18 protein-coding genes are annotated in these 22,356 nt (G+C 74.7%); 1 reads left to right on the top strand and 17 read right to left on the bottom strand.

Annotation, left to right across the window (positions count from 1 at the left end; genetic code table 11):
* Positions 1–12 precede the first annotated feature (12 nt).
* On the top strand, positions 13–1,164 hold the full coding sequence (locus AB1207_RS12690; RefSeq protein WP_437178935.1) for an App1 family protein phosphatidate phosphatase: 1,152 nt from the start codon (positions 13–15) through the stop codon (positions 1,162–1,164).
* A gap of 373 nt (positions 1,165–1,537) precedes the next feature.
* Here AB1207_RS12690 and AB1207_RS12685 read toward each other — a convergent pair whose 3' ends face one another.
* The 17 genes from AB1207_RS12685 to mprF all read right to left on the bottom strand — a co-directional run bounded on the left by AB1207_RS12685 (position 1,538) and on the right by mprF (position 22,328).
* Positions 1,538–3,334 carry a diguanylate cyclase domain-containing protein gene (locus AB1207_RS12685; protein WP_367638739.1) on the bottom strand — a complete coding sequence of 599 codons (1,797 nt, stop codon included), beginning with the start codon at positions 3,332–3,334 and terminating at the stop codon, positions 1,538–1,540.
* Between the two features lie 173 nt (positions 3,335–3,507).
* Positions 3,508–3,759, bottom strand: coding sequence for a carbon storage regulator CsrA (csrA, locus tag AB1207_RS12680; protein ID WP_367638738.1), 252 nt, complete (start codon positions 3,757–3,759; stop codon positions 3,508–3,510).
* Positions 3,760–3,891: 132 nt separating this feature from the next.
* Complete coding sequence (locus tag AB1207_RS12675) at positions 3,892–4,134, bottom strand: hypothetical protein (protein WP_367638737.1); 243 nt, start codon at positions 4,132–4,134, stop codon at positions 3,892–3,894.
* Complete coding sequence (locus AB1207_RS12670) at positions 4,131–4,862, bottom strand: PilZ domain-containing protein (protein WP_367638736.1); 732 nt, start codon at positions 4,860–4,862, stop codon at positions 4,131–4,133. The genes AB1207_RS12675 and AB1207_RS12670 overlap by 4 nt, the downstream gene beginning before the upstream one ends.
* 13 nt (positions 4,863–4,875) lie before the next feature.
* A complete protein-coding gene (locus AB1207_RS12665) occupies positions 4,876–7,329 on the bottom strand; it encodes a coiled-coil domain-containing protein (protein WP_367638735.1) in 2,454 nt (817 codons plus the stop codon).
* Positions 7,307–9,361 carry a flagellar biosynthesis protein FlhA gene (flhA, locus tag AB1207_RS12660; protein WP_367638734.1) on the bottom strand — a complete coding sequence of 685 codons (2,055 nt, stop codon included), beginning with the start codon at positions 9,359–9,361 and terminating at the stop codon, positions 7,307–7,309. The genes AB1207_RS12665 and flhA overlap by 23 nt, the downstream gene beginning before the upstream one ends.
* A gap of 241 nt (positions 9,362–9,602) precedes the next feature.
* On the bottom strand, positions 9,603–9,992 hold the full coding sequence (locus AB1207_RS12655) for a response regulator (protein WP_367638733.1): 390 nt from the start codon (positions 9,990–9,992) through the stop codon (positions 9,603–9,605).
* A 145-nt stretch (positions 9,993–10,137) separates the two neighbouring features.
* A complete protein-coding gene (locus AB1207_RS12650) occupies positions 10,138–11,559 on the bottom strand; it encodes a sensor histidine kinase (protein WP_367638732.1) in 1,422 nt (473 codons plus the stop codon).
* Positions 11,556–13,883 carry a GAF domain-containing sensor histidine kinase gene (locus AB1207_RS12645; protein ID WP_367638731.1) on the bottom strand — a complete coding sequence of 776 codons (2,328 nt, stop codon included), beginning with the start codon at positions 13,881–13,883 and terminating at the stop codon, positions 11,556–11,558. The genes AB1207_RS12650 and AB1207_RS12645 overlap by 4 nt, the downstream gene beginning before the upstream one ends.
* 23 nt (positions 13,884–13,906) lie before the next feature.
* Positions 13,907–14,989 (bottom strand): EscU/YscU/HrcU family type III secretion system export apparatus switch protein, encoded by a 1,083-nt coding sequence (locus AB1207_RS12640; protein ID WP_367638730.1) that lies wholly within the window; start codon positions 14,987–14,989, stop codon positions 13,907–13,909.
* Positions 14,986–15,780 carry a flagellar biosynthetic protein FliR gene (locus AB1207_RS12635; protein WP_367638729.1) on the bottom strand — a complete coding sequence of 265 codons (795 nt, stop codon included), beginning with the start codon at positions 15,778–15,780 and terminating at the stop codon, positions 14,986–14,988. The genes AB1207_RS12640 and AB1207_RS12635 overlap by 4 nt, the downstream gene beginning before the upstream one ends.
* 3 nt (positions 15,781–15,783) lie before the next feature.
* On the bottom strand, positions 15,784–16,062 hold the full coding sequence (locus AB1207_RS12630; RefSeq protein WP_367638728.1) for a flagellar biosynthetic protein FliQ: 279 nt from the start codon (positions 16,060–16,062) through the stop codon (positions 15,784–15,786).
* Positions 16,063–16,247: 185 nt separating this feature from the next.
* A complete protein-coding gene (fliP, locus tag AB1207_RS12625; protein WP_367638727.1) occupies positions 16,248–17,153 on the bottom strand; it encodes a flagellar type III secretion system pore protein FliP in 906 nt (301 codons plus the stop codon).
* Positions 17,150–17,728, bottom strand: coding sequence for a FliO/MopB family protein (locus AB1207_RS12620; protein WP_367638726.1), 579 nt, complete (start codon positions 17,726–17,728; stop codon positions 17,150–17,152). The genes fliP and AB1207_RS12620 overlap by 4 nt, the downstream gene beginning before the upstream one ends.
* Entirely contained in the window at positions 17,728–18,471 is a 744-nt protein-coding gene (fliN, locus tag AB1207_RS12615) for a flagellar motor switch protein FliN (protein WP_367638725.1), read from the bottom strand. Before fliN ends, AB1207_RS12620 begins: the two co-directional genes overlap by 1 nt.
* The gene (locus AB1207_RS12610; protein ID WP_367638724.1) at positions 18,468–19,412 is read right to left on the bottom strand and encodes a flagellar motor switch protein FliM; all 945 of its coding nucleotides are present in this window, start codon (positions 19,410–19,412) and stop codon (positions 18,468–18,470) included. Before AB1207_RS12610 ends, fliN begins: the two co-directional genes overlap by 4 nt.
* Before the next feature lie 336 nt (positions 19,413–19,748).
* Positions 19,749–22,328: a bifunctional lysylphosphatidylglycerol flippase/synthetase MprF gene (gene mprF / locus AB1207_RS12605; RefSeq protein ID WP_367638723.1), complete on the bottom strand. Its 2,580-nt coding sequence runs from the start codon at positions 22,326–22,328 to the stop codon at positions 19,749–19,751.
* Between the last annotated feature and the right edge of the window lie 28 nt (positions 22,329–22,356).

Below are 22,356 nucleotides of genomic sequence, written 5' to 3'. Positions count from 1 at the left end.
GACCTCGAGGAGCTGCGCGGGGACCTCACCCCCCGGCCCGGGGAGCACTCGCTGCACCGCGCCGCGCGCGTGGAGGACGCCGTCAAGGGGCTCGTGGGCTCCCGGCTGCGCCGCCGCGGGTACCACGCACGCGCGCTGGCCTACCCCGGCTACGGCGGCCCCGGCTGGGTGCGCGTCTTCGGCCGGGTCCTGCTGGGCCGGGAGGACACCGCCGAGGAGACCGGCCGCGACGGCGTCCGCAGCGTGCGGGGCTGGCGCAACTTCCTCACCGTCCCGGTCGCCGGGGCCCAGGTGACGGTCCGCATCGGCGGGCACGAGCGGGTGCTGCGCACCAACCGCGAGGGGTACCTCGACGAACGCGTCGAGGTGGACCTGCCCCCGGGCCGGCACGAGGTCGTCCTGACCGTGGGCCCGGACTCCGCGGACCCGCGCGACCTGCTGCCGCCCGACGTGGAGCTGGTCGAGGACGACACCGAGGGCGGCGCGGAACTTCCCCCGCAGAACGCGTTGCGGCACAGCGGGACCGCCGAGGTCGTCGTCGTGGGTCCGGACCCGGTCGTGGGGCTGCTGTCCGACATCGACGACACCGTCGTCGTGACCCGGCTGCCGCGTCCGCTCGTGGCGGCGTGGAACTCCTTCGTCCTGGACGAGCGCGCGCGGGTGCCGGTCAACGGCATGGCCGAGCTGTACCGGCAGGTCGTCGCGGAGAACCCCGGCGGGCCGGTCGTGTACCTCTCGACCGGTGCGTGGAACGTCGCCCCGACGCTGGGCCGGTTCCTGCACAGGTTCGGCTACCCGGCCGGGCCGATGCTGCTGACGGACTGGGGACCGACGAACACCGGGTGGTTCCGCGACGGCACCGCCCACAAGCGCGAGTCCCTGGCCCGGCTCGCCCGCGAGCTGCCGCAGGTGCGGTGGCTCCTGGTCGGCGACGACGGCCAGCACGACCCCTCGACCTACGCCGAGTTCCTCTCCGCCGCCCCCGAACGGGTCGCCGGGGTCGGGATCCGGCGGCTCACCCCCGCCGAGCAGCTGCTGGCCGGTGGGCACCCGCTGGCCCCGGCGGCGACACCGGAGGACTCCCCGGTGCCGTGGGTGACCGGCGACAGCGGGTACGAGCTGTGGCACCACTGGTACCGCGCGGGGATCCTCGACCGCCCCTGACCTCGGGGGACGGCACCGCCCGGGAACGCAGCAGGCCGGCCCCCGGGACGGGGACCGGCCTGCTGACCTCGGCGCGAGCGCCTCAGAGCTGGGTGCGGCGCGGGTTCGCGACCGTGGTCAGCTCGCTCTCGCGGACGTCGATGACGCGGGCGTCGGTGGTGTTCTCGTCCATGGCGTACCTCCTGTGGGTGCGGACCGTGCCTGTACTTCGAACCGCAGACGACGCTGTCCTCACCAGTCGGTGGCGGGTCGGGATCAGGCTAGCCAGGCCCCCGCGGTCACGGCACGTCCGGTACGGCCGTTCAGGGGGTGAGCTTGGTCACCCGCCGTGCCGGACCACCCGTCCGGACCAGCCCGCCGCCCCCGGGAGGGCTCAGGCGGCCCGCCAGCAGGCCCGGCCGGCGGCCTTGGCCCGGTACATGGCCCGGTCGGCCGCCCGGAGCAGCTCGTCGGGGCCCAGGCTGCCGTCGGTGCGCGCCGCCCCGACGCTCGCGGTGACGGTGACCGTCCGCGCGCCGAGGTCGACGGGGATCGTGATGCGCTCGCAGACCCGCTCGGCGATCGCGGACAGGGCCTGGGCGTCGGCGACGTCCTCGCAGACCAGCACGAACTCGTCGCCACCGATGCGCGCGGCCATGTCCCCGGTGCGCAGGAGCCCGCGCAGCCGGTCGGCCACGTCGCGCAGGAGGTGGTCGCCCGCCGCGTGGCCCAGGGTGTCGTTGACGTCCTTGAAGTGGTCGAGGTCGACGAACAGGACGGCGCAGCCCCCGCCGCGGCGCTGGGTGCGGGCCAGCGCCGTGCTCAGCTGGTCCTCGGCCTTGGCGCGGTTGGGCAGGCCCGTCAGGGGGTCGTGGAGGGCGGCGTGCTCCAGCTGCTCGGCCTCGCGCTTGCGGGCGGTGACGTCCTCGACGAAGGCGAGGAAGGCCGGTTCGCCCGTGCTGGAGGACGTCAGCGACAACGTCACCTGCGCCCAGACCGTCCGGCCGCTGGGCAGGTCGAAGCGTCGCTCGCGGTGCGCGACCTCGGCGCTGCCGTCGACGAGGGCCTGCAGCTGGGCGTGGGCCTGGGCGAGCTCGTCGCGCTCCTCGGCGCTGGCCCGCTCCCCCGCGGCCGGTTCGAGCAGCTCGGCGGCCGCGGCGCCGACGAGCTCGGCGGTGTCGCGTTCGAGCAGGGTGCACAGCGCGTCGTTGACCTCGCTGACCCACCCCTCCAGGCCGAAGATCAGCATGCCGACCGGGCCGCGCGCGAACACCTCGTGGAAGCGGCGCTCGGAGCCGGCGAGGGCGTCCATCGTGGTGATGGTCTCGGTCAGGTCCTGGGCGATGCCGACGGCGTGCAGGGCCCGGCCGGCGGCGTCGAGGTCGGTGACGGTGGAGCGCGTGTGGACCCAGCGCTCCTCCCCCCACGTGTCCACGACGCGGTAGGTGCACTCGACGATCTCGCCGGGGGCGGCCGCGCACAGGGTCTCCACGGCGCGCTGGACACCGGGCACGTCGTCGGGGTGGACGAGGTCGGGCGCGACGAGGTCGTCGACGGCGGGCAGGCCGAGCAGGCAGGCGCCACCGCTGTTGGTCCACTCGACGTGGCCGGTGCCCAGGTGCAGCCGGTAGATGGTGTCCGGGGAGGCCGACATGACGGCCTCCTGCTGGGCTAGCCGCGTCCGCAGGGAGGTGCGCTCGGCGTGCTGGGCCGTGACGTCGCGCAGCAGCACGACGGCCCCGCCGTCGGCGCTCGCGGTGACCTGCACGTTCAGCACGCGCGGGGGACCGACCGGGTGACCCTCCTCGTGAGACTCCTGGTGAGACTCCTGGTGCGGTGGCGTCACCCCGCGCAGTTCGACGTCGAGGTGGACGTCACCGGCCGCGGCGGCGGCCAGCACCGCCGACACCGACGGGGCCGGACCGAGGCCGGTGGGGTGCGTGGCGTCGCCGTGGCCGGTGGTGACGTCGGGCGTCGTCCCCCACCAGTCCAGCACGACGGTGCCCGGCACGCGGGCGGCATCGAGGCCGGTGAGGCGGCAGTAGGCGGCCGTGACGGCAGCGACGTGCCCGGCGGGGTGCAGCACCGCCAGGGCGACACCGGCCAGGTCCAGCGCCTTGTGCCAGCCCGCAGCCGCCGCCGGCGCACCCGGGGGCGCGTGCGTGCTGCTGCTCGTGGTCGTCGTCGTCACCGCCCGCCTCCTGCTCCACCGGTCTCCTGCATGTGGTGTCGGTGGGGCCGTGCGGCGTCTTGAGCGTGATCGCTCGATCAGGTGAAACGTTCAGGGCGTCCCAGAGGGGGCGTCGATGGGCTCATCGGCGGGCCGGGCGCCGCTGGTCGTGCGTCTGGTGGCGCGTCAGCGCGTCATTGGGTGGGGCCGACCGCACCGGCGCGCCGCACGATGCCCTGCAGGGCCGTGATGGCCTCCTCGGAGGCGGTGGAGGCGGCGATGTTCGCCTCGCGCACCGCCTCGTACACCTCCTGCCGGTGCACCTGCACGTCGCGCGGGGCGTCGATCCCGACCCGGACCACGTCCCCCCGGACCTCGAGGACGCGCACGACGACCTCGTCGCCGATGACGACGGATTCCCCGGCCTTGCGGGTCAGGACCAGCATGCGACCAGTGTAGGTGACGACGCGTGGTCAGCCATGTCGTTCGAGTGACATCCCCGGGACGCCGAACCGCCCGCCCCCGTGAGCGGGGACGGGCGGTCGGTCTGCCGGGGTCGTGCCGTGGTTGTGAGCGGTTCAGCGGTCGTCGCGCCGCCGGCCCGGGGTCTGGTCGGTCTCGGGCGCCACGGCCGGGGTGCGGGCGGCCTGGTCCTGGTAACCGCGCACCACGGTGCGCACGACCTGGCCGGCGACCGAGGTCACGACGAGGGCGAGCACGAGGTGCAGCAGCGCCGTGTCGACCTCCCCGGTGCCCTTGGCCACGGCCAGGATCGAGGGTCCGGCCAGCAGCAGGCTGACGGCCAGCACGATCGCGGTCATCGGTCTCCTCCACGGCGTTGCCTGATCTGGGTCTGCATGACGTAGCGGCGCAGCCGGTCTGCGGCGGCGACGGGTTCGGCGAAGGCCACGACGACCTCGAGCCGGTCGGCCTCCAGGGAGTCCAGGCTGCGCACGACCTGGCCCTCCTGGTGAACGGGGAAGCCCTCGAGGTCGAAGGCGAGCCGGGCCAGCCGGCCCAACCGCAACCAGCTGCCGGCCGGCACGGACAGGGCTGACCCGCCCTCGGACAGGTCGACGAGCTGGGCCGGGACGGTCGGTTCCTCGACGGGGTCGTCCGGGTCGACCTCCGCGGCGAGCGGGTCGCCGTGGACGGGCGTCACGTGCACACCGCCGGAGGCCGGGACGCGGGCGTACCGGCGCCGCTGCTCCACGACGACGTCGCTGCAGGGCACCAGGTCCCACGCGGGCACGCGCCGTCGGACGACCTCGGCGATCAGGAAGTCCTGCCGGGACTGGCCGCGCTGGCCGGCCCAGCAGACGGCCACCGGCAGGCCGGGGGCGACGACGTGCAGGTCACCGCGGAAGCTGGGCGCGGCCACGACGAGCGTGCCGTCGTGCGCGTCCTCGACCCGGGTGGGGATCCGGATGGTCTCCCCGCCGAAGCTGTCCGGCATCTGCACCTCGACCCACACCCGGTCGTTCAGACCGGGCCAGTGCGCAGGAGCCGAGCGGGTGAGCTCGGCCCCTGCCGGGGTGCGTCGGGCCATCGTCCGGGAGCCGTCAGCGCAGGTTGTGGTCGCCGGCGGCGTCCAGCAGCAGACCCGCCCACGCACCGGAGGTCGCGGGACGACCGTCGAGGAAGCCGACCGGGACGTCCAGGGACAGGACGTCCAGCGGGTCCGGGCTCTCGGCGGCGCGGTGCACGGCCAGGCGGCGGGCGGGCAGGCCGACACCGTCGAGGGCGCGCAGCAGGCTCGCGACCGCGTGGCTGCGGCGGGTGGCGTCGACGCAGACGACCACGGAGGCGGCGCCGATCTCGGCGGCCATGCGGGCGGCGCGCTCGGCGTCGGCACCGGTCGGGCGGGCCGGGATGGCGACCGTCAGCGGGGCGCTCCAGCGGCGGGCCTGGTCCTGACGGGCCGGCAGCTCGTCGGCGGTGATCGTGTTCTGGACGTCGGCGCGGCCGAGCACCAGCGGGGCCTCGGAGCCGACCTCGTCGGCGACCAGCAGGGCGGCCGCCACGACGGCGTCGGCCTCGCCGATGACGACAACGAGCTCGCCGGCGCCGACGCGCAGCGGCGCGGGCACGTCGATGTCGCGCGCCAGGCGCAGCACGTCGCCGGTGTCCTGCGGCTCGCGGTAGGCCATGCGGGACGCACCGGAACGGTCGCTGTAGGTGGTCACGGGTTCACGGTAAGTCAGATCCATGGTCATCGCCTCGTTGTCGTCCCCATCGCGGTTCACCGCTCGGTCAGTGGCCCGGTCCACGCGCTCGGCGGCGCGGGCGGCGGGCTGGTAGCTGCGGGCCGGACGCTCGTCCTGACGCTCGTAGCCGGGTTCGAAACCCTTCTCGTAGGAGTCCTGCTCGTAGTAGGACTGCGCAGCGACCTGCTGCTCGAGCTGGTCGTAGTCGTGGGCCCAGTCACCGCGACGGTCCGCGGCACGGTCGGCGGCACGGTCCAGGGGCCGCTCGACGGGGCGCTCGACCTCGAAGCGGTCACCGAACTGGTCCCCGAACTGGTCGGCGAACTGGTCGGCGAACTGGTCCTCGACCGCGGCCGGGCGGCGCAGCTCCGGACGGCGGGCCGGGCCGCGACCCTCGCGGGTGGCGCCGTTCGTGGTCCCGAACTGATCGGACACGCGTTCCTCCGGGGTGCGAGCGGGTCGAGCGTCGGGGTGTCCCGGACGGGGACGAACGGAACGCACCGGCGTGGTAACGGAGCGTACATCACCCGTTACTCCAGTCGCAGGGGTTCGCGTGGCGCCCTGACGCATCGAGGCCAGTGTCCGGGCGAAGGAGTCGCTCTCGGTCGAGATCGGCCGGTGCGGGCGGGCCGCCCGCTGCTGCGGCGCCGGCTCCCCCTGCCCGGCGGCGAACATCGCGCCGAGGCGGTCGGTGCCGTCCGCGGCGTCCGCCGCAGCCAGGACCTCACCGAGCGACCGTGCCGGCGCCTGCGCCGGCACGTGGGCGCGGGCCTGACCCTGGGCCTGCGGGCGCGGAGCGCTGACGCGCTCGGCCTGCCGGCGCCGGACGTCCGCGCGGGCCGCCTCGCGGCGCACCTCCTGCTCGCGGACCGCCTCGCGGCGGGCGTGCTCGGCGCGCTCGGCCTCCCGGCGCTCCATCTCCAACTGCTGCATCCGCTCCTCTTCCAGGGCTCGTTCGGCGGCGGCACGTGCGGCGGCGCGCTGGGCCTCGGCGCGCTCGGCCTCGGCGCGCTCCAGCTCGGCGCGCTCCTGCCGGGCACGCTCGACCTGCGCGCGCTCCAGCTCCTCGCGCTCGATCTCGGCGCGGGCCTGCTCGAGCAGCTCGGCCTCGAAGGCCGCCACGGCGGCCTCGTCGGCGGCGAGCGCCTCGACGACCTCGTCGCCGTGGTCGGCCTGGTCCACGTGGCCGACCTGGCCGACCTTGCCGACCTCGTCGTCCTGCTCGGTCGCCTCGGCGACCAGCTCGTCCAGGTGGGCGAGGTCGGTCGACGCAGCGTGCTGGTCGTCACCCGTTTGCGCGATCACACCCCGGTCCTCGGCATCCGCGGCGGATTCCTTGAGCGCGGCCTGCGGGGCGTCGGCGGACGCCCCCTGCTGGGAGGCGCGCAGCACCTCGAGCAGCCCGGCCCGGGCGGACTCGAACTCCTCCGCGGCGACGGTGTCCTCAGCGGCCACGGGCGCGGGAGCGGCGCTGGCGGCCGTCTCGGCGGCGTCGGCGGCGGCGAGCAGGGCCTCGAAGTCGAGGGCCTCGCGTTCCTCCACCTGCAGGCCCTCGGGGGCCTGTCCTGCGGCGGCGGGGGCCTGGTCGGGGGCCTGGTGATCGGCGTGGCTCACGTGGGTCTCGTCGTCCCCTCCGGCGCCGTCCATCTCGACGGTCACCTCGTAGCGTTCCTTGCTGAAGAAGCCGGCCACGCCGCCGGAACGGATGCGCTCGGCGCGGACGACGCGGGCCGCCGGGCCGTGCTGGGTGCGGACCTCCGCGAGGAGGTCGCCCAGGTCAGAGCCTTCAAGAAGCAAGTGCATGGACACCGCTCACCGATCCAACCGTCTCGATCCGGGGGTGGTTGCTCACGTCGTCGTAGGACAGGACGTGCAGGCGGCCCACCGCCACCTTCAGGAGGCGGCGCAGGGGGGCGCGCAGAGGGGGTGCGCAGACGAGCACCGCGCTGATGCCCTGCCCTTCGGCACGTTCCATGCAGGAACTTGAGGAGGTCACCAGGTGCTCGGCCGTGCGGGCGTCCAGGGCCAGGCTCGCGCCGTGCTCCCCCGGTCGCAGGGACTCGGCCAGCTGCTGCTCCAGGACGGGGTCGAGCGTGATGACGTGCAGGGTGCCGTCCTGCTCGTGGACGGCCGCCACGGCCGGGCCCAGGGCGCGGCGGGAGGCCTCCACGAGGCCGTCGAGGTCGCTGCCGGCCTTGGCGCGCAACGAGAGCGCCTCGAAGATGCGGGCGAGGTCCCGGATCGGGACGGCCTCGTCGAGCATGGCCTGCAGGACCCGCTGGACCTCCCCGAGGGTGAGGACGGCGGGGGTGAGCTCGTCGACGACGGCGGGGTGGGTGCGCTTGAGCGCCTCGACCAGCGAGCGGACGTCCTCGCGGGACAGCAGGCGCGGGGCGTGGGTGCGGACGAGCTCGCCGAGGTGGGTGATGAGCACGCTCGCGCGGTCGACGACCGTGGCCCCCATGAGCTGGGCCTGGTGGCGCAGCTCGGCGGGGATCCACTTGCCGGCCAGGCCGAACACCGGCTCGACCGTCGCGCGGCCCGGCAGGCCGTCGAGGTTGTCGCCGAGGGCGAGCACCTGTCCGGGCGGGGCGGTGCCGCGGGCGACCTCGACACCGGAGATGCGGACCGCGTAGGTCGACATGGGCAGGTCGAGGGAGTCGCGGGTGCGGACCGGCGGCACGACGAGGCCGAGCTCCAAGGCGATCTTGCGGCGCAGGGCGCGGACGCGTTCGAGCAGGTCGCCGCCGCCGGAGGTGTCGACGAGGTCGACGAGGTCGGGGGCCAGGACGACCTCGAGCGGGTCGACGCGCATCTCCTCGAGCAGGTTCTCCGCGGCCTCGTTCGGGTTGTGCGGCACGGGGGCCAGCTCGGCCAGGGCCGCGTCGCGGGCGGTCTGCTTGTCGCGCTTGGCGATCCGGGTGGAGGCGAAGATCGCGAGCCCACCGATGAGGAGGAAGGGCAGCTTGGGCATGCTCGGGATGAGCGCCAGGACGATCATCGCCGCACCGGCGATCTGGAAGGCCGTCTTCTGCTGGCCGAGCTGCTTGATGGCCTCCCCGCCCATGTCCCCGGTCCCGGTGGAGCGGGTGACGATGAGGCCGGTCGCGACCGACAGCAGCAGCGCCGGCACCTGGGAGACGAGGCCGTCACCGATGCTCAGCAGGGCGTACTTGTTGATCGACTCCGCGGGGCCCAGACCGTGCTGGAGCATCCCGATGGCGAACCCGCCGATGAGGTTGATCATCACGATGACGATGCCCGCGATGGCGTCGCCCTTGACGAACTTCGACCCACCGTCCATGGCGCCGTAGAAGTCGGCCTCGGCGGTGACGTCGGCCCGGCGCTGGCGCGCCTCGGCCTCGTCGATGAGGCCGGCGTTCAGGTCGGCGTCGATGGCCATCTGCTTGCCGGGCATCGCGTCCAGGGTGAAGCGGGCGCCGACCTCGGCGACGCGCTCGGCGCCCTTGGTGATGACGACGAACTGGATGACGACCAGGATGAGGAAGATCACCATCCCGATGACCAGCGAGCCCGAGATGACGAAGTGCCCGAAGGCCTCGATGACCTTGCCCGCGTAGCCGTTGGACAGCACCAGGCGGGTCGAGGCGACGTTCAGGCCGAGGCGGAAGAGCGTCAGGACGAGGATCAGCGCCGGGAAGACGGAGAAGTCCAGCGGACGCTTGACGAACATCGTCACGAGCAGCGCGACGAGCGACAGCGTGATGTTCAGCGCGATGAGGAAGTCCAGCAGGGCCGCCGGCAGGGGCACCACGAGCAGCAGGACGATCCCGACGACCCCCGCGGGGATCGCCAGCTGGGGAAGGTTGCGAAGTCGCACTGCACCGCCTTGGTTCGCGCGGGGCACCCGTTCGGGTGTCCCTCGTCCAGCGGCCCGTCCGTGGCCTGCTGCGGCCGTCCTGGCCACTGCCTCCTTCGGCACTCCGGGGCCCGGGCTTGAGTCACCCGGTCGGACGCACCCACCCGGACGCCGCGGGCTGGGCAACGCGACGAGCCCCGTCCGCGGGTCGCGGACGGGGCTCGGGCGGTGCTGCGGCGGCGGGGTGGCTGTCGGGGGTGGTTCACCAGCCCCCGGCGGCGTGCGCGTTCGCCTGCAGCGCCTTGTCGATGGCGCCGGCGAGCGCGCTGACGACGAAGGGCTTGGTGAGGTAGACAGCCCCGAGCTCCTCCCCCGCGGCGATGTCCTCGGGCCGCACGCGGGCGGACAGGAAGATCGCGGGCAGGTCGGCGGTCTCCGGCTGGGCGCGCAGCGTCCGCAGGACCTCCAGGCCGGTCATCCCCGGCATGGCGACGTCGAGGACGACGACCTCGGGGGCCCCGCGCTCGGCGATGACCGCGAGCGCCTCGGCGCCGGACGGGGCGGACACGACGCGGTGGCCGAGGCCGCGCAGGCGCAGCTCGACGAGCTGGCGGATGTCCGGGTCGTCCTCGACGACGAGCACTCGTGCCACGGGGTCCTCCTGGACCTGGAAGGGTCGGGTTGTGGGTCGGTACCTCGGCACCTGGGGTGTTGCGGGTGTCTGCGGCCCATCGGCAGCCGGGGCGCGGTCTTGAGGCGGGCGGTCGTGACCCACCCGGTCGGCCCACTCCCCCGGCTCAGGGGGAGGGGGCTGCCGAGCCGTCGGGGAAGCCGTCGGGGAAGCCGCCGGGGAAGCCGCCGGGGAAGCCGCCGGGGAAGAAGGTGGCGCGCAGGGTGGCGCCGCCGCCGGGGGTCGGCTCGGCGGCGATGGTGCCGCCGTGGCGGGTGACGATGCGGCGGCAGGTGGCCAGGCCGATGCCGTGCCCACCGGGGGCGGGCCCGGAGGTGAACATCGCGAAGACGCGGTCGCGCTGGTCGGCGGGGATGCCGCGGCCGTTGTCGGCGACCGTGAGTTCCCAGCCCCCGGCGGGCAGGGCGGTGACGGTGACCTCGATGCGGCACGGTCGGTCGGGGTGGCGGTGGCGGACGGCGTTGGCGAGGAGGTTCTGCAGGAGCTGGCGCAGCAGGACGGGGTCCGCGTGGGCCTCGACGGTGCCGCCGGGGTGCGCGGGGACCTCCGTGTAGCCGATGCGGGCTGCGGCGCAGGAGGTCCCGAGGTCCTCCACGACGTGGCGCAGGACGTCGCGGACGTCGACGCGGCGGGGGTGGCAGCGCTCGCCGTCGGCGAGGGAGTGCACGAGGACGGCCTCGATGAGGCCCTGCATGCGGTGGGCGGCGCGCAGGGCGGTGCCGAGCCACTCGCTGCCCTGGGCGCCGAGGTCGTCGCGGTGGACGTCGAGGACGAGGTCGAGGTAGCCGATGACGGCGGTCAGCGGGGCGGCGAGGTCGTGGCCGGCGACGGCGGCGAGGTGGGTGAGCTCGTCGTTGGTGCGGCGCAGCCGCTCCCCCGCCGCCTCCAGCGCTGCGGTGCGGGCCAGGGCGGCGGTGAGGAGTCCACGCTGGTGCTCGAGCTCGGCGAGGAGGCTGACCTGGCGCCGGCGGCGCCGCTCGAGCGCGGCGACGGCCAGGCCGGCGAGGTCGCGCAGCCGGTCGGCGTGCTCGGCGGTGAGGTCGCGGGGGGTGCCGGCGGTGACGGAGAGGCTGCCGAGCAGGTGCCCGTCGGCGGTCACCAGGAGCGCGGAGGCGACGAACACGACCCGACCGAGGCGACCCTCGACCCAGCCGCTGTCCCGCAGGCGCGGGTCGAGGCGGGCGTCGCGGACGACCACCACGTCGGACGCGGCGTGGCCCCCGGTGTGCAGGCGGGCGCCGAGGGACTCGCGGCGGTCGCTGCTGCCGGTCGCCGGAGCCGTGCCGGGGCTCGTCCCGGTGGTGGCGAGCCGCAACTGACGGTGGGCGTCGAGGAGGTCGACGGCCGCGGCGGACGCGCCGGTGACCGCGAGCGCCAGCCGGACGACGGCGTCGAGCTCGGGGTCGGCGTCGGGGGTCTCGGGGAGGGCCAGCAGGTCGTGGGCGCGCAGGGCGGCCCGGCGCGCGTCCTCCTCGGCCTGGGCGAGGTGGGCGCGGTGGGCGGCGTCGAGGTGGCGCAGGGGGCTCACCAGGCACCGCCCACGGTCTGCTCGCTGGCCGGGGAGGTCGGCGCGGAGGTCGGCGCGGAGGTCGGCGCGGAGGTCGGCGCGGAGGTCAGGGGCAGGCTGACGGTGGCGGTCGTCCCCTGGCCCTCGACGGAGTCCAGCTCGATGCGGCCGCCGTGCAGGCGGACGAGGTCGCGGGCGATGGTGAGGCCGAGGCCGGTGCCGGGGACCTGCTGGACGGCGGCGTTGGAGCCGCGGGCGAAGCGTCCGAAGACCCCGGCGACCTCGGCGGCGGGGATGCCCATCCCGTTGTCCTGCACCACGATCCGGACGTCGGCGGGGTGTCGTTCGACGCGGACGCGCACGAGGGAGCCGACCGGGGAGAACTTCACGGCGTTGTCGACGACGGCCAGCAGCGCCCGGTGCAGGTGCTCGGCCTCCCCCGGTACGCGCAGCCCGGTGAGTTCCTCGGGGGCGGTGGTGCAGCGGACGGTGCCGCCGCTGGTGGGGCCGGCCGCGACGGCGGCCAGGACGCCGCTGAGCAGGTCGGCGACGGTGCTGGCGCCGCGGACCTCGGTGGCGGGGGCGGACTCCACGCGGGACAGCAGCAGGAGGTCCTCGATGAGCGCGCGGAGCCGGTCGGTGTTGCGTTCGACGATGCCCAGGACGGCGGCGACGTCCTCGCCGACCTCGCCGACGGCCCCGTCGCGCAGGAGCTCGAGGTAGCCGGAGATGCTGGTCAGCGGGGTGCGCAGCTCGTGCGAGACGGTGGCGAGCAGGTCGGACTTGACGGACTCGACGTCGCGCAGCTCCCCCAGCAGCCGTTCCTGGGCGCGGTAGAGGCCGGCCAGGACGAGGGCGCGGGACAGGTCGACCGCGACGGAGCGGGCGAGCTCGACCTCCGGGACGGTCCAGTCCCGCGGGCCCGTGCCGCACACGACGGTGAGCAGGCCCTGCGGGGCGTCGCCGACGCCGATGGGGACCAGCAGCAGGGCCCGGGCGTCGGTGCCGCGCAGGAACCCGTCGAGCAGGGGCGAGCGGCCGCGGAGGCTGCGGGTGTCGGGGACGGCGTAGACCTGCCCGGAGGCGTGCAGCTCGTGCAGCCAGCTGCGGGAGTCGTCGAAGGCGCGGGTGGCGCCCCCGTCGCCGCGGGGCAGCGAGCGCAGCGGGGCGAGGGCGGGCGCGGCCCACTCCCCGGCCACCGGTCCCAGCCCGGCGCGCGGGCCGGCGCCGCCGGCGCGGTCGGGCCCGTCCTGCAGCATCCGCACCCAGACGCGGCCGACGCGCAGCTCCTTCCCCAGCCGCGTGACGGCGACCTGCAGGGCGTCCTCGGCGACGAGCTGGTCGCGGACCTGGCGGCCGATGTCGCCGGCGAGGCGGTGCAGCCGGGCGGACTGCTCGGCGGCCTCGAGCAGGCGGGCGTTCTCGCGGGCGAGGTCGTTGACGGCGAGGGCGACGCTGCGGACCTCGGCCGGCCCGGCGGTGGGGTCGGCGTGGGCGCGGCGGTCCCCGCGGCCGTGGGCGTCCAGGACGTCGACGAGGGAGCGCAGCGGGTCCACGAGGGCGCGGCGGGTGCGGGCACCGGTGCCGGCGACGACGGCGAGCGCCGCGGCGAGGGTGAGGGCGGTGACGGCCAGGGCGCTGTAGCGGACCCAGGCCTCGGTGCTGGTGGCGTCGTGGCGCTGGCGGCGGACGAGGTCGTCGAGGCGGGTGTTGGCGTCGCGCAGGTCGGTGAAGGCGCGCGCCTGCGCGGCGGCGCCGGTGAGGTCGGCGTCGCCCCGATCGGGGTCGGCCGTGGCCAGCCAGCTGTCGATGAGCGCGGACTGCTCGGCGAACAGGCTGCGCTGCAACGGGTCGGTGAGCAGGGACTGGACGCGGGCGCGCAGGGCGGGCAGGGCCTGGACGGCGTGGTCGTAGGTCTGGCGGGACTGCGGCAGGTGCCCGGTGGTGGCGTCGCGGACGGCGGCGTCGGCGTCGGCGAGGGTCAGCTGGAGGGTGGCGTTGGCCGCTTCGAGGCCGCGCAGCTGGGTCTCGCGGGTGCGGGAGGAGCCGGTCACGAGCAGGCCGCCGGCGCCGCTGGCCCCGACGAGCAGCAGGAGGGCGACGACGAGGCCGAGGGCCCGGGTGAGGCGGACGCCGACGGAGGTGCCCCCGGCGGCGGCGGCGCGGTCGTCGGCGCGGCGCCGGCTGCGCCGGTGCAGGTCGCGGGCGCCGTCCAGGTCGCCGGGTTGGGGGGCGGGGTGCGGCAGGACGTGCTCGAGGGGGCGGCCCGGCACGGCGGTCCCCTCGGCGCCCACGGCGTCACCTGCTCGGCCCACGTCCTGGGCATCGGCGCTCGCGCTCGCCACCTTGACCTCGACGACCCGGGCCGTCAGGCCGGGACGGTGTGGGCCTCGCCGAAGGCCGTCAGGGAGCCGCGGGTGCGCAGGCTCATGACGAAGGCGAGGACCTTGGCGACGGTGGCGAAGAACTCCGGCGGGATCTCCTGGCCGACCTTGACGCTCTTGTACATGGCGCGGGCCAGCTCGATGTCCTTGACGAGCGGGACGTCGTTCTCCTTGGCCTTCTCGCGGATCTTCGTGGCGATGGCCCCGGCGCCCTTGGCGACGACCTTGGGCGCGCCGGTGCCGGGCTCGTAGCGCAGGGCCACGGCGATGTGGGTGGGGTTGACCAGGACGACGTCGGCCTTGGCGACGTCGGCCATCATGCGGTTGCGGGACATGGCCATCTGCTTGGAGCGGATGGCGCCCTTCAGCAGCGGGTCACCCTCGGAGTTCTTGTGCTCCATCTTGATGTCCTGCTTGCTCATGCGCAGCTTCTTCATGATGCGGCGCCGGCTCATGGCGTAGTCGGCGACGGCGATGAGCAAGCCGACGACGATCGTCACCAGCAGCATGCGGATGACGGCCGAGCCGGTGAGGGACAGCACGGCGGCCGTGGGCATCGCGCCCTGGGCGACGAGGCGGGGGGCGAGGTCCTTGGCCACGAGCCAGACGGCGCCGCCGATGACGATCGTCTTCAGCAGCGACTTGGTGGCCTCCCACACCGCCTGCGGACCCCAGTGCTGCTTCAGGCCGTTGACGGGGTTGAGGTTGGTGAACTTGGGTTTGAGCTTCTTCGGCGCGAAGTAGAGGGTGCCCTGGACGGCGCCGGCGACGACGACGGACAGCACGGTGGCGATCGCCAGCGGGCCCAGGACGGCGGGGACGCCGGAGAACGTGTCGGTCAGGACGGACAGGGCGCGGGCGGGTTCGGGGTCGGCGGCGACCTCGGCGATGCGGCCCATGGTGCGCTGCAGCAGGACCCGACCGGCTTCGATGGTGTGGGGGATCGTCGCGGCGCCGGCCCCGGTGGACAGCCAGGCGGCCACGTCGCGGGAGAACGGGACGTTCCCCTCGTCGCGGGCCTCCTTGAGCTTCTTCGGAGTCGGCTTCTCGGTCTTCTCACCGCTCACCCGCCCCCACCTCCCGTCACGACGGGGGTGACCATCCGGACGACGGTCTCGCGGGCGGTGTCGGCGAGGTCGCCGACGACGCCGGGCAGCAGGGAGAAGGTGAACCCGCCGAGGGTGAGGGCGATGAGGATCTTCACGGGGAAGCTCATGGCGAACACGTTGAGGGCGGGGGCGACGCGGGACAGCAGCCCGAGGCCGATGTCGGTGAGGAACAGGACGGCGATGAGGGGGGCGGCGATCTGCAGCGCCGACAGCATGAGTTCGGTGACGCCGGAGGTGAAGACGCGCGCGACGGTGCCGGTGTCGACCCCGGCGTCCAGCGGCAGGACGTCGTAGGAGCGCAGGAACCCCTGCAGGATCAGCAGGTGCCCGCCGGAGACGACGAGCAGCGCGGTGGTGGTCCAGGTGTAGAGCTTGCCGAAGATCGCCGTCTGGGACTGCATGAGGGGGTCGTAGGCGCTGGCGAGCTGGAAACCGCCGAACAGGTCGAGCATGTCGCCGGCGGCCTGGACGGCGGCGAACAGCAGCGCGACGAACGCGCCCATGACGACGCCGACGAGGGCCTGCTGCAGGGCCGCGGTGATGATCGCGCCCGGTTCGACGGGCGGGACGGAGTCGCGCAGACGGGTCGCGACGGGCAGCGCGATGGCCACCGACAGCATCGCCTTGGTGCGGCCGTTGACGGCCTTGTTGGCGAACGGCGGGGCCAGCATGAGGAACGCCGCGGCGCGGATGCCGGCGAGCAGCAGCGCCATCAGCAGGTCCAGCGGGACCGAGGGGACCCCCTGCACGGCTCAGCCCCCGTGGGTCAGCAGGGAGGGGATCTGCTCGTACAGCGCCGTGGTGAAGCTCGTCATCTCGTGCAGCATCCACTTGCCGCACACGACGATCGCGACGCCGACGGCGACGGCCTTGGGCACGAAGGAGATCGTCTGCTCCTGCAGCTGCGTGACGCTCTGGAACAGGGAGATGCCGAACCCGACGGCCAGGGCGGTCAGGAGCATGGGGGCGCAGAGCTTGGCGGCGAGGACGAGAGCGGTCATCCCGAGGTGGATGACGGTCACGTCGGTCATCTGGTCGCCTTCCTGTTCGCAGGGGTGTCGCAGGGGTGTCACGGGTGTTCCGGTGACTGCTTCGGCTGTTCGGGTGAACGCCTTGAGCCGGACGGGGTCCGGACGCTCAGGGCGCGGGAGCCCCCCGGACGCGACCGTGCCCGGGCACCCGCGAGGGGTGCCCGGGCACGGGACGGTGGACGAGGTCAGCCGGCGTAGGAGGAGACGAGGGACTTGATGATGAGCCCCCAGCCGTCGACCATCACGAACAGCAGCAGCTTGAAGGGCAGCGACACCGTCACCGGTGGCAGCATCATCATCCCCAGGCTCATCAGCGCCCCGGAGACGACGATGTCGATCACCAGGAACGGGATGAAGATGACGAACCCGATGATGAAGGCGCTGCGCAGCTCCGAGAGCGCGAAGGCGGGCACCAGCGTCGTCAGCGGCGTCTCCTCGCGGGTCGTGGGCAGGTCCCGCTTGGCGGCCTTGGTCATGAGGGCCAGTTCCTCGGGCCGCGTCTGCTTGAGCATGAACTCCTTCAGCGGCTTCGAACCGTCCTCGAAGGAGACCGTCGCGGTCTTCTCGCCCTTGAGGTAGGGCTGCACGGCGACGTCGTTGATCTGGCTGAACGTCGGCGCCATGACGAACATCGTCAGGAACAGCGCCAGGCCGGCGAGGACCTGGTTGGGCGGGGTGCCCTGCAGGCCCAGGGCGTTGCGGGTCAGGCCGAGGACGATGAGGATCTTGGTGAAGCTCGTCGTGAGCAGCAGCAGCGCGGGCGCCACCGACAGGATCGTCAGCGCGATGATGATGGTGATCGACTGGCTGGGCTTGCCGTCGACGCCGTTGATGTCGACCGAGACCGACCCGGTGCCCTCCGGCGCGACCGGAGCCTGCGGGGCCGTGGGGGCCTGCACTCCGGTGGCGAAGGCTGCCGGGGCGGCGGCCAGCGTCACGGTCGAGACCGAGCCGGTGGCAGCGGGGGCGGCCGCCTGGGCGCTGAACGCGCCCCCCACGACCAGTCCCCCGGTGAGCACCAGGGCCGCGGCGAGCCGGCGGGCGGCTGCGGTGGTCCGGGTCGTCTGGGGCCGGACTCGGGAGTTCGTCACCTGCGGGTCGTCCTCTCACGCAGCACGTCGACTGCCTTGGACCAGGTGGCCGGGGAGAGCGCCGAACCCTGCACACCGGTGGCGGTGTGACGGGCCGGGGCCTTCACGGCGATCGTCTCGCCGGCCTTGCGGAGGTAGCGCTCGCCCGTCACCGGTTCGGTCCGGGAGTGCGCCGCGACGGCGTCCGTGCCGCTGAGCAGGTCCGCCTCGTCCGTGGCGGAAGTAGTGGCGGAGGTGGTGATGTCCACCTCCTCGACACGTCCGGCCGGTTCCTTGAGGGACCCGCCCGGCTGAGTGACCTCACCCTCGGTGACCGGCAGCACCGACGCGACGTCGGTCTCGCCGAGGAGGTTGACCCCGCCGTCGGAGATCCCGACGACGAGGGCCTTGTCGCCGACCTTGACCAGCGCGACGGCGGCCTTCGCACCCAGGCTCTGCTTGGCCAGGACGGCGAAGTCCGCCCCGCCGGCCACGCCGCCCTGACGGCGGCGCAGCCAGCGGGAGATCAGGTAGAGCAGTCCGAGGACCGCCACGAGCGAGATGCTCGTGCGCGCGATCGCGGCGACGGCGTCCATCAGGCGCCGGCCTCCGGGGTGACGATCTCGGTGATGCGGATGGCGTAGTCCTCGTCCACGACGACGACCTCACCGCGGGCGATGAGCTGGCCGTTGACGAGGATGTCGGCGGGCGAGCCGGCCGCGCGGTCCAGCTCCACGACCGAGCCCGGCGTCAGGGCCAGCAGGTCCTGCACCGTCATGTGGGTGCGGCCGAGCTCGACGGTGACGTCCATCTGCACGTCGCGCAGCAGGTCCATCGTGCGGCGGGGGCCGCCGGCGGCCGCGGCCGAGGCGGTCGCGGTCGCGGTGGGGGCCGGGACGTCCTGCTGGGCGGTGAGGGTCAGGCCGATGAGGGCCAGGGTCTCCCCGCCCGCGCCGACGACCGCGACGGCGCCGCCGTCGAGCTGGCGCAGCGCCTGGGCGGGGTCGCCCTCCACGCCGGCCTCCAGGACGCACTGGCCCAGGGAGTGCACGACGGTCTCCAGCGCCGGGCGCAGGGCGTCGACCGGGTCGAGGGCGCCCTCGGGGCTCATGAGGAGCGTGCCGAGCGTCTCCTCCCCCACGACGACGGTGACGCGGCCGTTGGCGGCGCCGGCGAAGTTCGCCGAGACCGCGGTGCCCTCGTCGCCGAGGTCGGGGGCGGCCGCGACCGGAACGATGTCGGTGATCGTGCCGGGAGCGGACAGCGGGAGGACGGCGAGCGCAGCCTGGGCGGCCTCACGCAGGGTCGCGGTCAGGTCGGTGGTGGTCATGGCGCTCATCGGGCGTTCTCCTCGGGGGTCGGGACGATCAGGCAGGCGAGTTTGGCTCCGCGGCTACCGGCCACGGCGGAGGCGACGTGGGCCCCGGAGGCCACCACCTCCAGGGGCTCCTCGGCGCGGTGCGGCAGGCGCAGCACGTCGCCGGGGATGAGCGAGAGGATCTCGTCGGGGCGCATCTGCGCCGCCTGCATCCGCACCGACACCTCCACCGGGATGTTCTCCAGGTGGTCGTCGAGGCGGTCGCGCATGAGGCGCCGCAGCCGCAGCTCCTCGGGGCTGGCGACCCGCAGCTCGGCCGCGGTGAGGGCCGCGGACAGCGGGTCCAGCGGCATGGCCAGGGTCGCGGTGCCCGAGGCGCCCTCGACCTGCAGGTGGAACGAGGAGACGATCATGACGTCGGTGGCGGCGGCGGCCTGGGCGAAGGCGGGGTTCTGGTCGATCGCCGTCAGCTTCGGCTTCAGGTCGGTCACCGTCAGCAGCGAGGACGCCAGCTCGACCAGCGTGCGCTCGACCATGCCGCGGGCCAGGACGGCCTCGATGTCGGTGAGCTGGCGCGCCGGCTGCTCGTTCGCGCCGGTGCCGCCGAGCATCCGCTCGATGCACGACAGCACGAAGGCGATGTCCATGTGCAGCACCGCCGCGCCGACCAGCGGCTCGGGGTCGAAGACGGCCATCACGGTCGGCATCGGCAGCGACGCGGCGTACTCGTCGTAGCTGTACTGCTGGATGCCGTCGAGCTCGACCTGCACGGTGGTGCGCAGGGTGGAGGACAGCAGTGTCGCCCACTGACGGCAGAAGCCCTCGTAGGTGATCTCGAGCACGCGGGCGTGCTGACGCGACAGCTTGGTCGGCCGTCGGAAGTCGTACGGGACGGGGACACCGCGTCGCCGGGAGCGACGGGTGCCGGTCCGCTCTGCGGTGCTGGGGGTCTCGGCTGCCACGCGCTTCCTATCGGCACGAACGGCCGTCACCCTTTAGCGCGAGCCCGAACGGGTGGTCCGGCGGCCTCGTCCCTCAAGTCTCCGCGGGGCCGGCTGGGGGGTGGCTCGTTGTCCAGCGCTGCGCGCTGGCTCCAGCAGCCGCTCATCCTGTGAGCCGGACGTCACGACGACACCACGACTGCTCGTCGAGACGGGAGGGTCGCGCTGACGCCGCGGGCTCCCAGGTCGAGCGCGATGCGTCGACGAGCCCACCCCCGGCCCACGCGGCGCCGGGTGCACGACGGCTCCCCCGTCGACGTCGACGGGGGAGCCGGGGGCGGGAGGGGTGACGGGGCGTCAGCCGCGCAGGACCCCGCGGACGCCGCCGCCGACGAGGGTGACGACGTCGACCATGGCGCTGGTCAGGGCCGGGCCCCCGGGCGAGGCGACGTAGCAGGGCTGCCAGCGCGGCGCGAAGCCCTGCTTGAAGGTCCGCAGGCCCTGGAAGTTGTAGAACCGCTCGCCGTGGGTCCAGACGAGGTGCCCGAGCAGGTCCCACACCGACTCCGGGCCCTGCTCCCCCTGCAGCCCGGCCAGCGGCGCCATGCCGAGGTTGAAGGTGGCGCACCCCTGCTCCTGGGCCCACAGGATGCACTCCACGAACAGGTACGTCATGACGGTGCGGGGGCCGTCGGGCAGGCGGCGCATGAGGTCGACCTGGACGTCGCGGCCGTCGGCGCTGGTCCACAGCGTCGCGAAGGCGGTGATGCGCCCGTCCTGGCGGACGACGGCGAGGGGGAAGCGGCGCACGTAGTCCTCGTCGAACGCGCCGAGGGAGAACCGCTTCTCGCGGCCGTTGCGGTGCGTCAGCCACGCCTGCGACACCTCCCGCAGCTGCGGCAGCAGCGGGTCGACGTCGGCGGCGGCGACGAACTCGACGCTCAGGCCGATGCGCTGGGACTTGTTGCGGCAGTTGCGCAGTCCGACGCGCGCCTTGCCGGCGAGGGTGAAGCCGTCGAGGTCGACGACGGCCTCCTCCCCCAGCTTGGCCAGCGTCAGCCCGCACGCCCGGTACAGCTGCGCGTGGTCGGGGGTGACGTTGTAGAAGACCGGCCGCCCGCCGTGGCGGTCGACGAGCGCGACGAAGTCGGCGACGAGGTCGCGCACCTGCTCGTCCTCACCGACGGGGTCGCCCATGACGACCCAGCTGCGCCCGCGCACCTGGTACATGAGGAAGGCGGCACCGGTGGGGCTGAAGTGGAAGCGCTTGTCGCCGGTGAACGCCAGGTGCGACAGGCAGCTGCCGAAGCGGGCGACGAGGTCGTCGACGCGGGCGAGCTCCACCGGGCACGGCCCGGCGTCGGGGGCCCGGCGCGGGCCGGCGGTGACGGTGCGCGCCAGCCAGCGGCCGCCGAGCAGCATCCCGACGGCGCCGGCCACGAGCAGCAGGCGGTCCCACCACGGGGTCGGGGCGGTCTCCCCGGCCAGCGCCTCGTGCCAGGTCACCGCCCCCGCGACCAGGACGGTGGCGGCGACCGGGACCAGGAGGGCGGTGCCGGCCCCGGCGGGCAGGAACCGGCCGCGGTGGAAGGCCGCCCGGCGCAGCACGAGCGCGACGAGCAGGGCCGTGGCCGCGGCGGCGCACACCTGCTCGCCGTGGCTGAGCGCGGACACCGCGACGGCGGCGGACGAGACGACGGTGGCCGCCCAGGCCCCGCGCAGGCGGCGGTGCAGCCCGGCGGCGAGGAGGACGGCGGCCAGGCCCACGAGCCCCGTCGTCGCCCGCGACAGGCCCGCCGGCACCGCGCCGGCCACGTCGCCGGCGACGAGGGTGGCCACCCCGGCGGCGGCGACCGCCAGGGCCAGGGCGGGCGGGGCCAGCGGGGCGCGCACCGCGCGGACGGCCCGGCGCGGTCGCAGCACCTGCAGCCAGCGGCCGCGGCGCGCCTCGTGCAGCGCGAGCAGGACGGCTGCCGGCAGCACCGGCAGCAGGAAGTAGCAGACGCGGTACACCACGAGCGCGGCCGCGACCTGCGCCGGGGACCCGATCGGCCCGGTGAGCAGCAGCAGCGAGGTCTCGAAGACGCCGACGCCGCCGGGCGCGCTGCTCAGCAGACCCGCGACGGTGGCGGTGGCGAAGGCGACGGCGAAGGGCAGGAACGCCGGTCGGCCCGCCGCGGGCAGCAGGACGTACAGGACCGAGGCCATCGCCAGCCACTCCACCGTCGACAGCACGACCTGCCCGCACGCCAGCGGCAGCGTCGGGCGGTGCAGGACGAGGCGGCCGATGCGGACCTCGCGCGGTCCGGCGGCGGCGAAGGCCAGGTGCGCCACGACGAGGCCGACGAGCACCCCGGCCACGGCGAGCACGGCGGGGACGGGGACGCCCAGCGCGGCGGCGACGGCGTGCGGTGCGGCGAGCGCGCCCCCGCCGGCCAGCACGGCGGCGCCCAGGACGAGGGTGACGAGGTTGAGGGCCACGACGCGGGCGACGTCCCCACCCGGCACGCCCCAGCGCGTGTAGAGGCGGGCCCGAACGGCCGCGCCCACGACGGCGGAGGCTCCCAGGCCGTTGCCCAGCGCCGTCGCGGCGAAGGCGGCCAGACCGTACCGGCGGTACTCCAACCGCTGACCGACGTGCCGCAGGGCCAGGGCGTCGTACCCCGTCATGAGCAGCAGCGACAGCGCCGTCAGGGCCACCGCGGGCAGCAGCGCCCCCGGTCCGAGACCGCGCAGCGCGGCACCGAACTCGGCGCCGGACAGGCGGCCGAACGTGCCGTGGAGCATGACGACGGCCACGCCCAGCAGCACCAGGACGGCCAGCGCCCCGAGCACGCGCCGGCGGCGGCTGCGGCCACGGGCGGGTGCCGGCGCGTCGTCGGGGCGGGCCGACCGGGGCGCGGGCACGGCGGGGGCGTGGGTCGTGGGGGAACTCACCCGTTCAGGGTCGGCATCCGGACGGTCC

The organism is Kineococcus endophyticus (assembly GCF_040796495.1).
In the GTDB taxonomy this organism is placed as follows: Bacteria; Actinomycetota; Actinomycetes; order Actinomycetales; family Kineococcaceae; genus Kineococcus; species Kineococcus endophyticus.
Note: the sequence above shows the minus strand (reverse complement) of the source record. Positions and strands in the feature narration are given on the sequence as shown.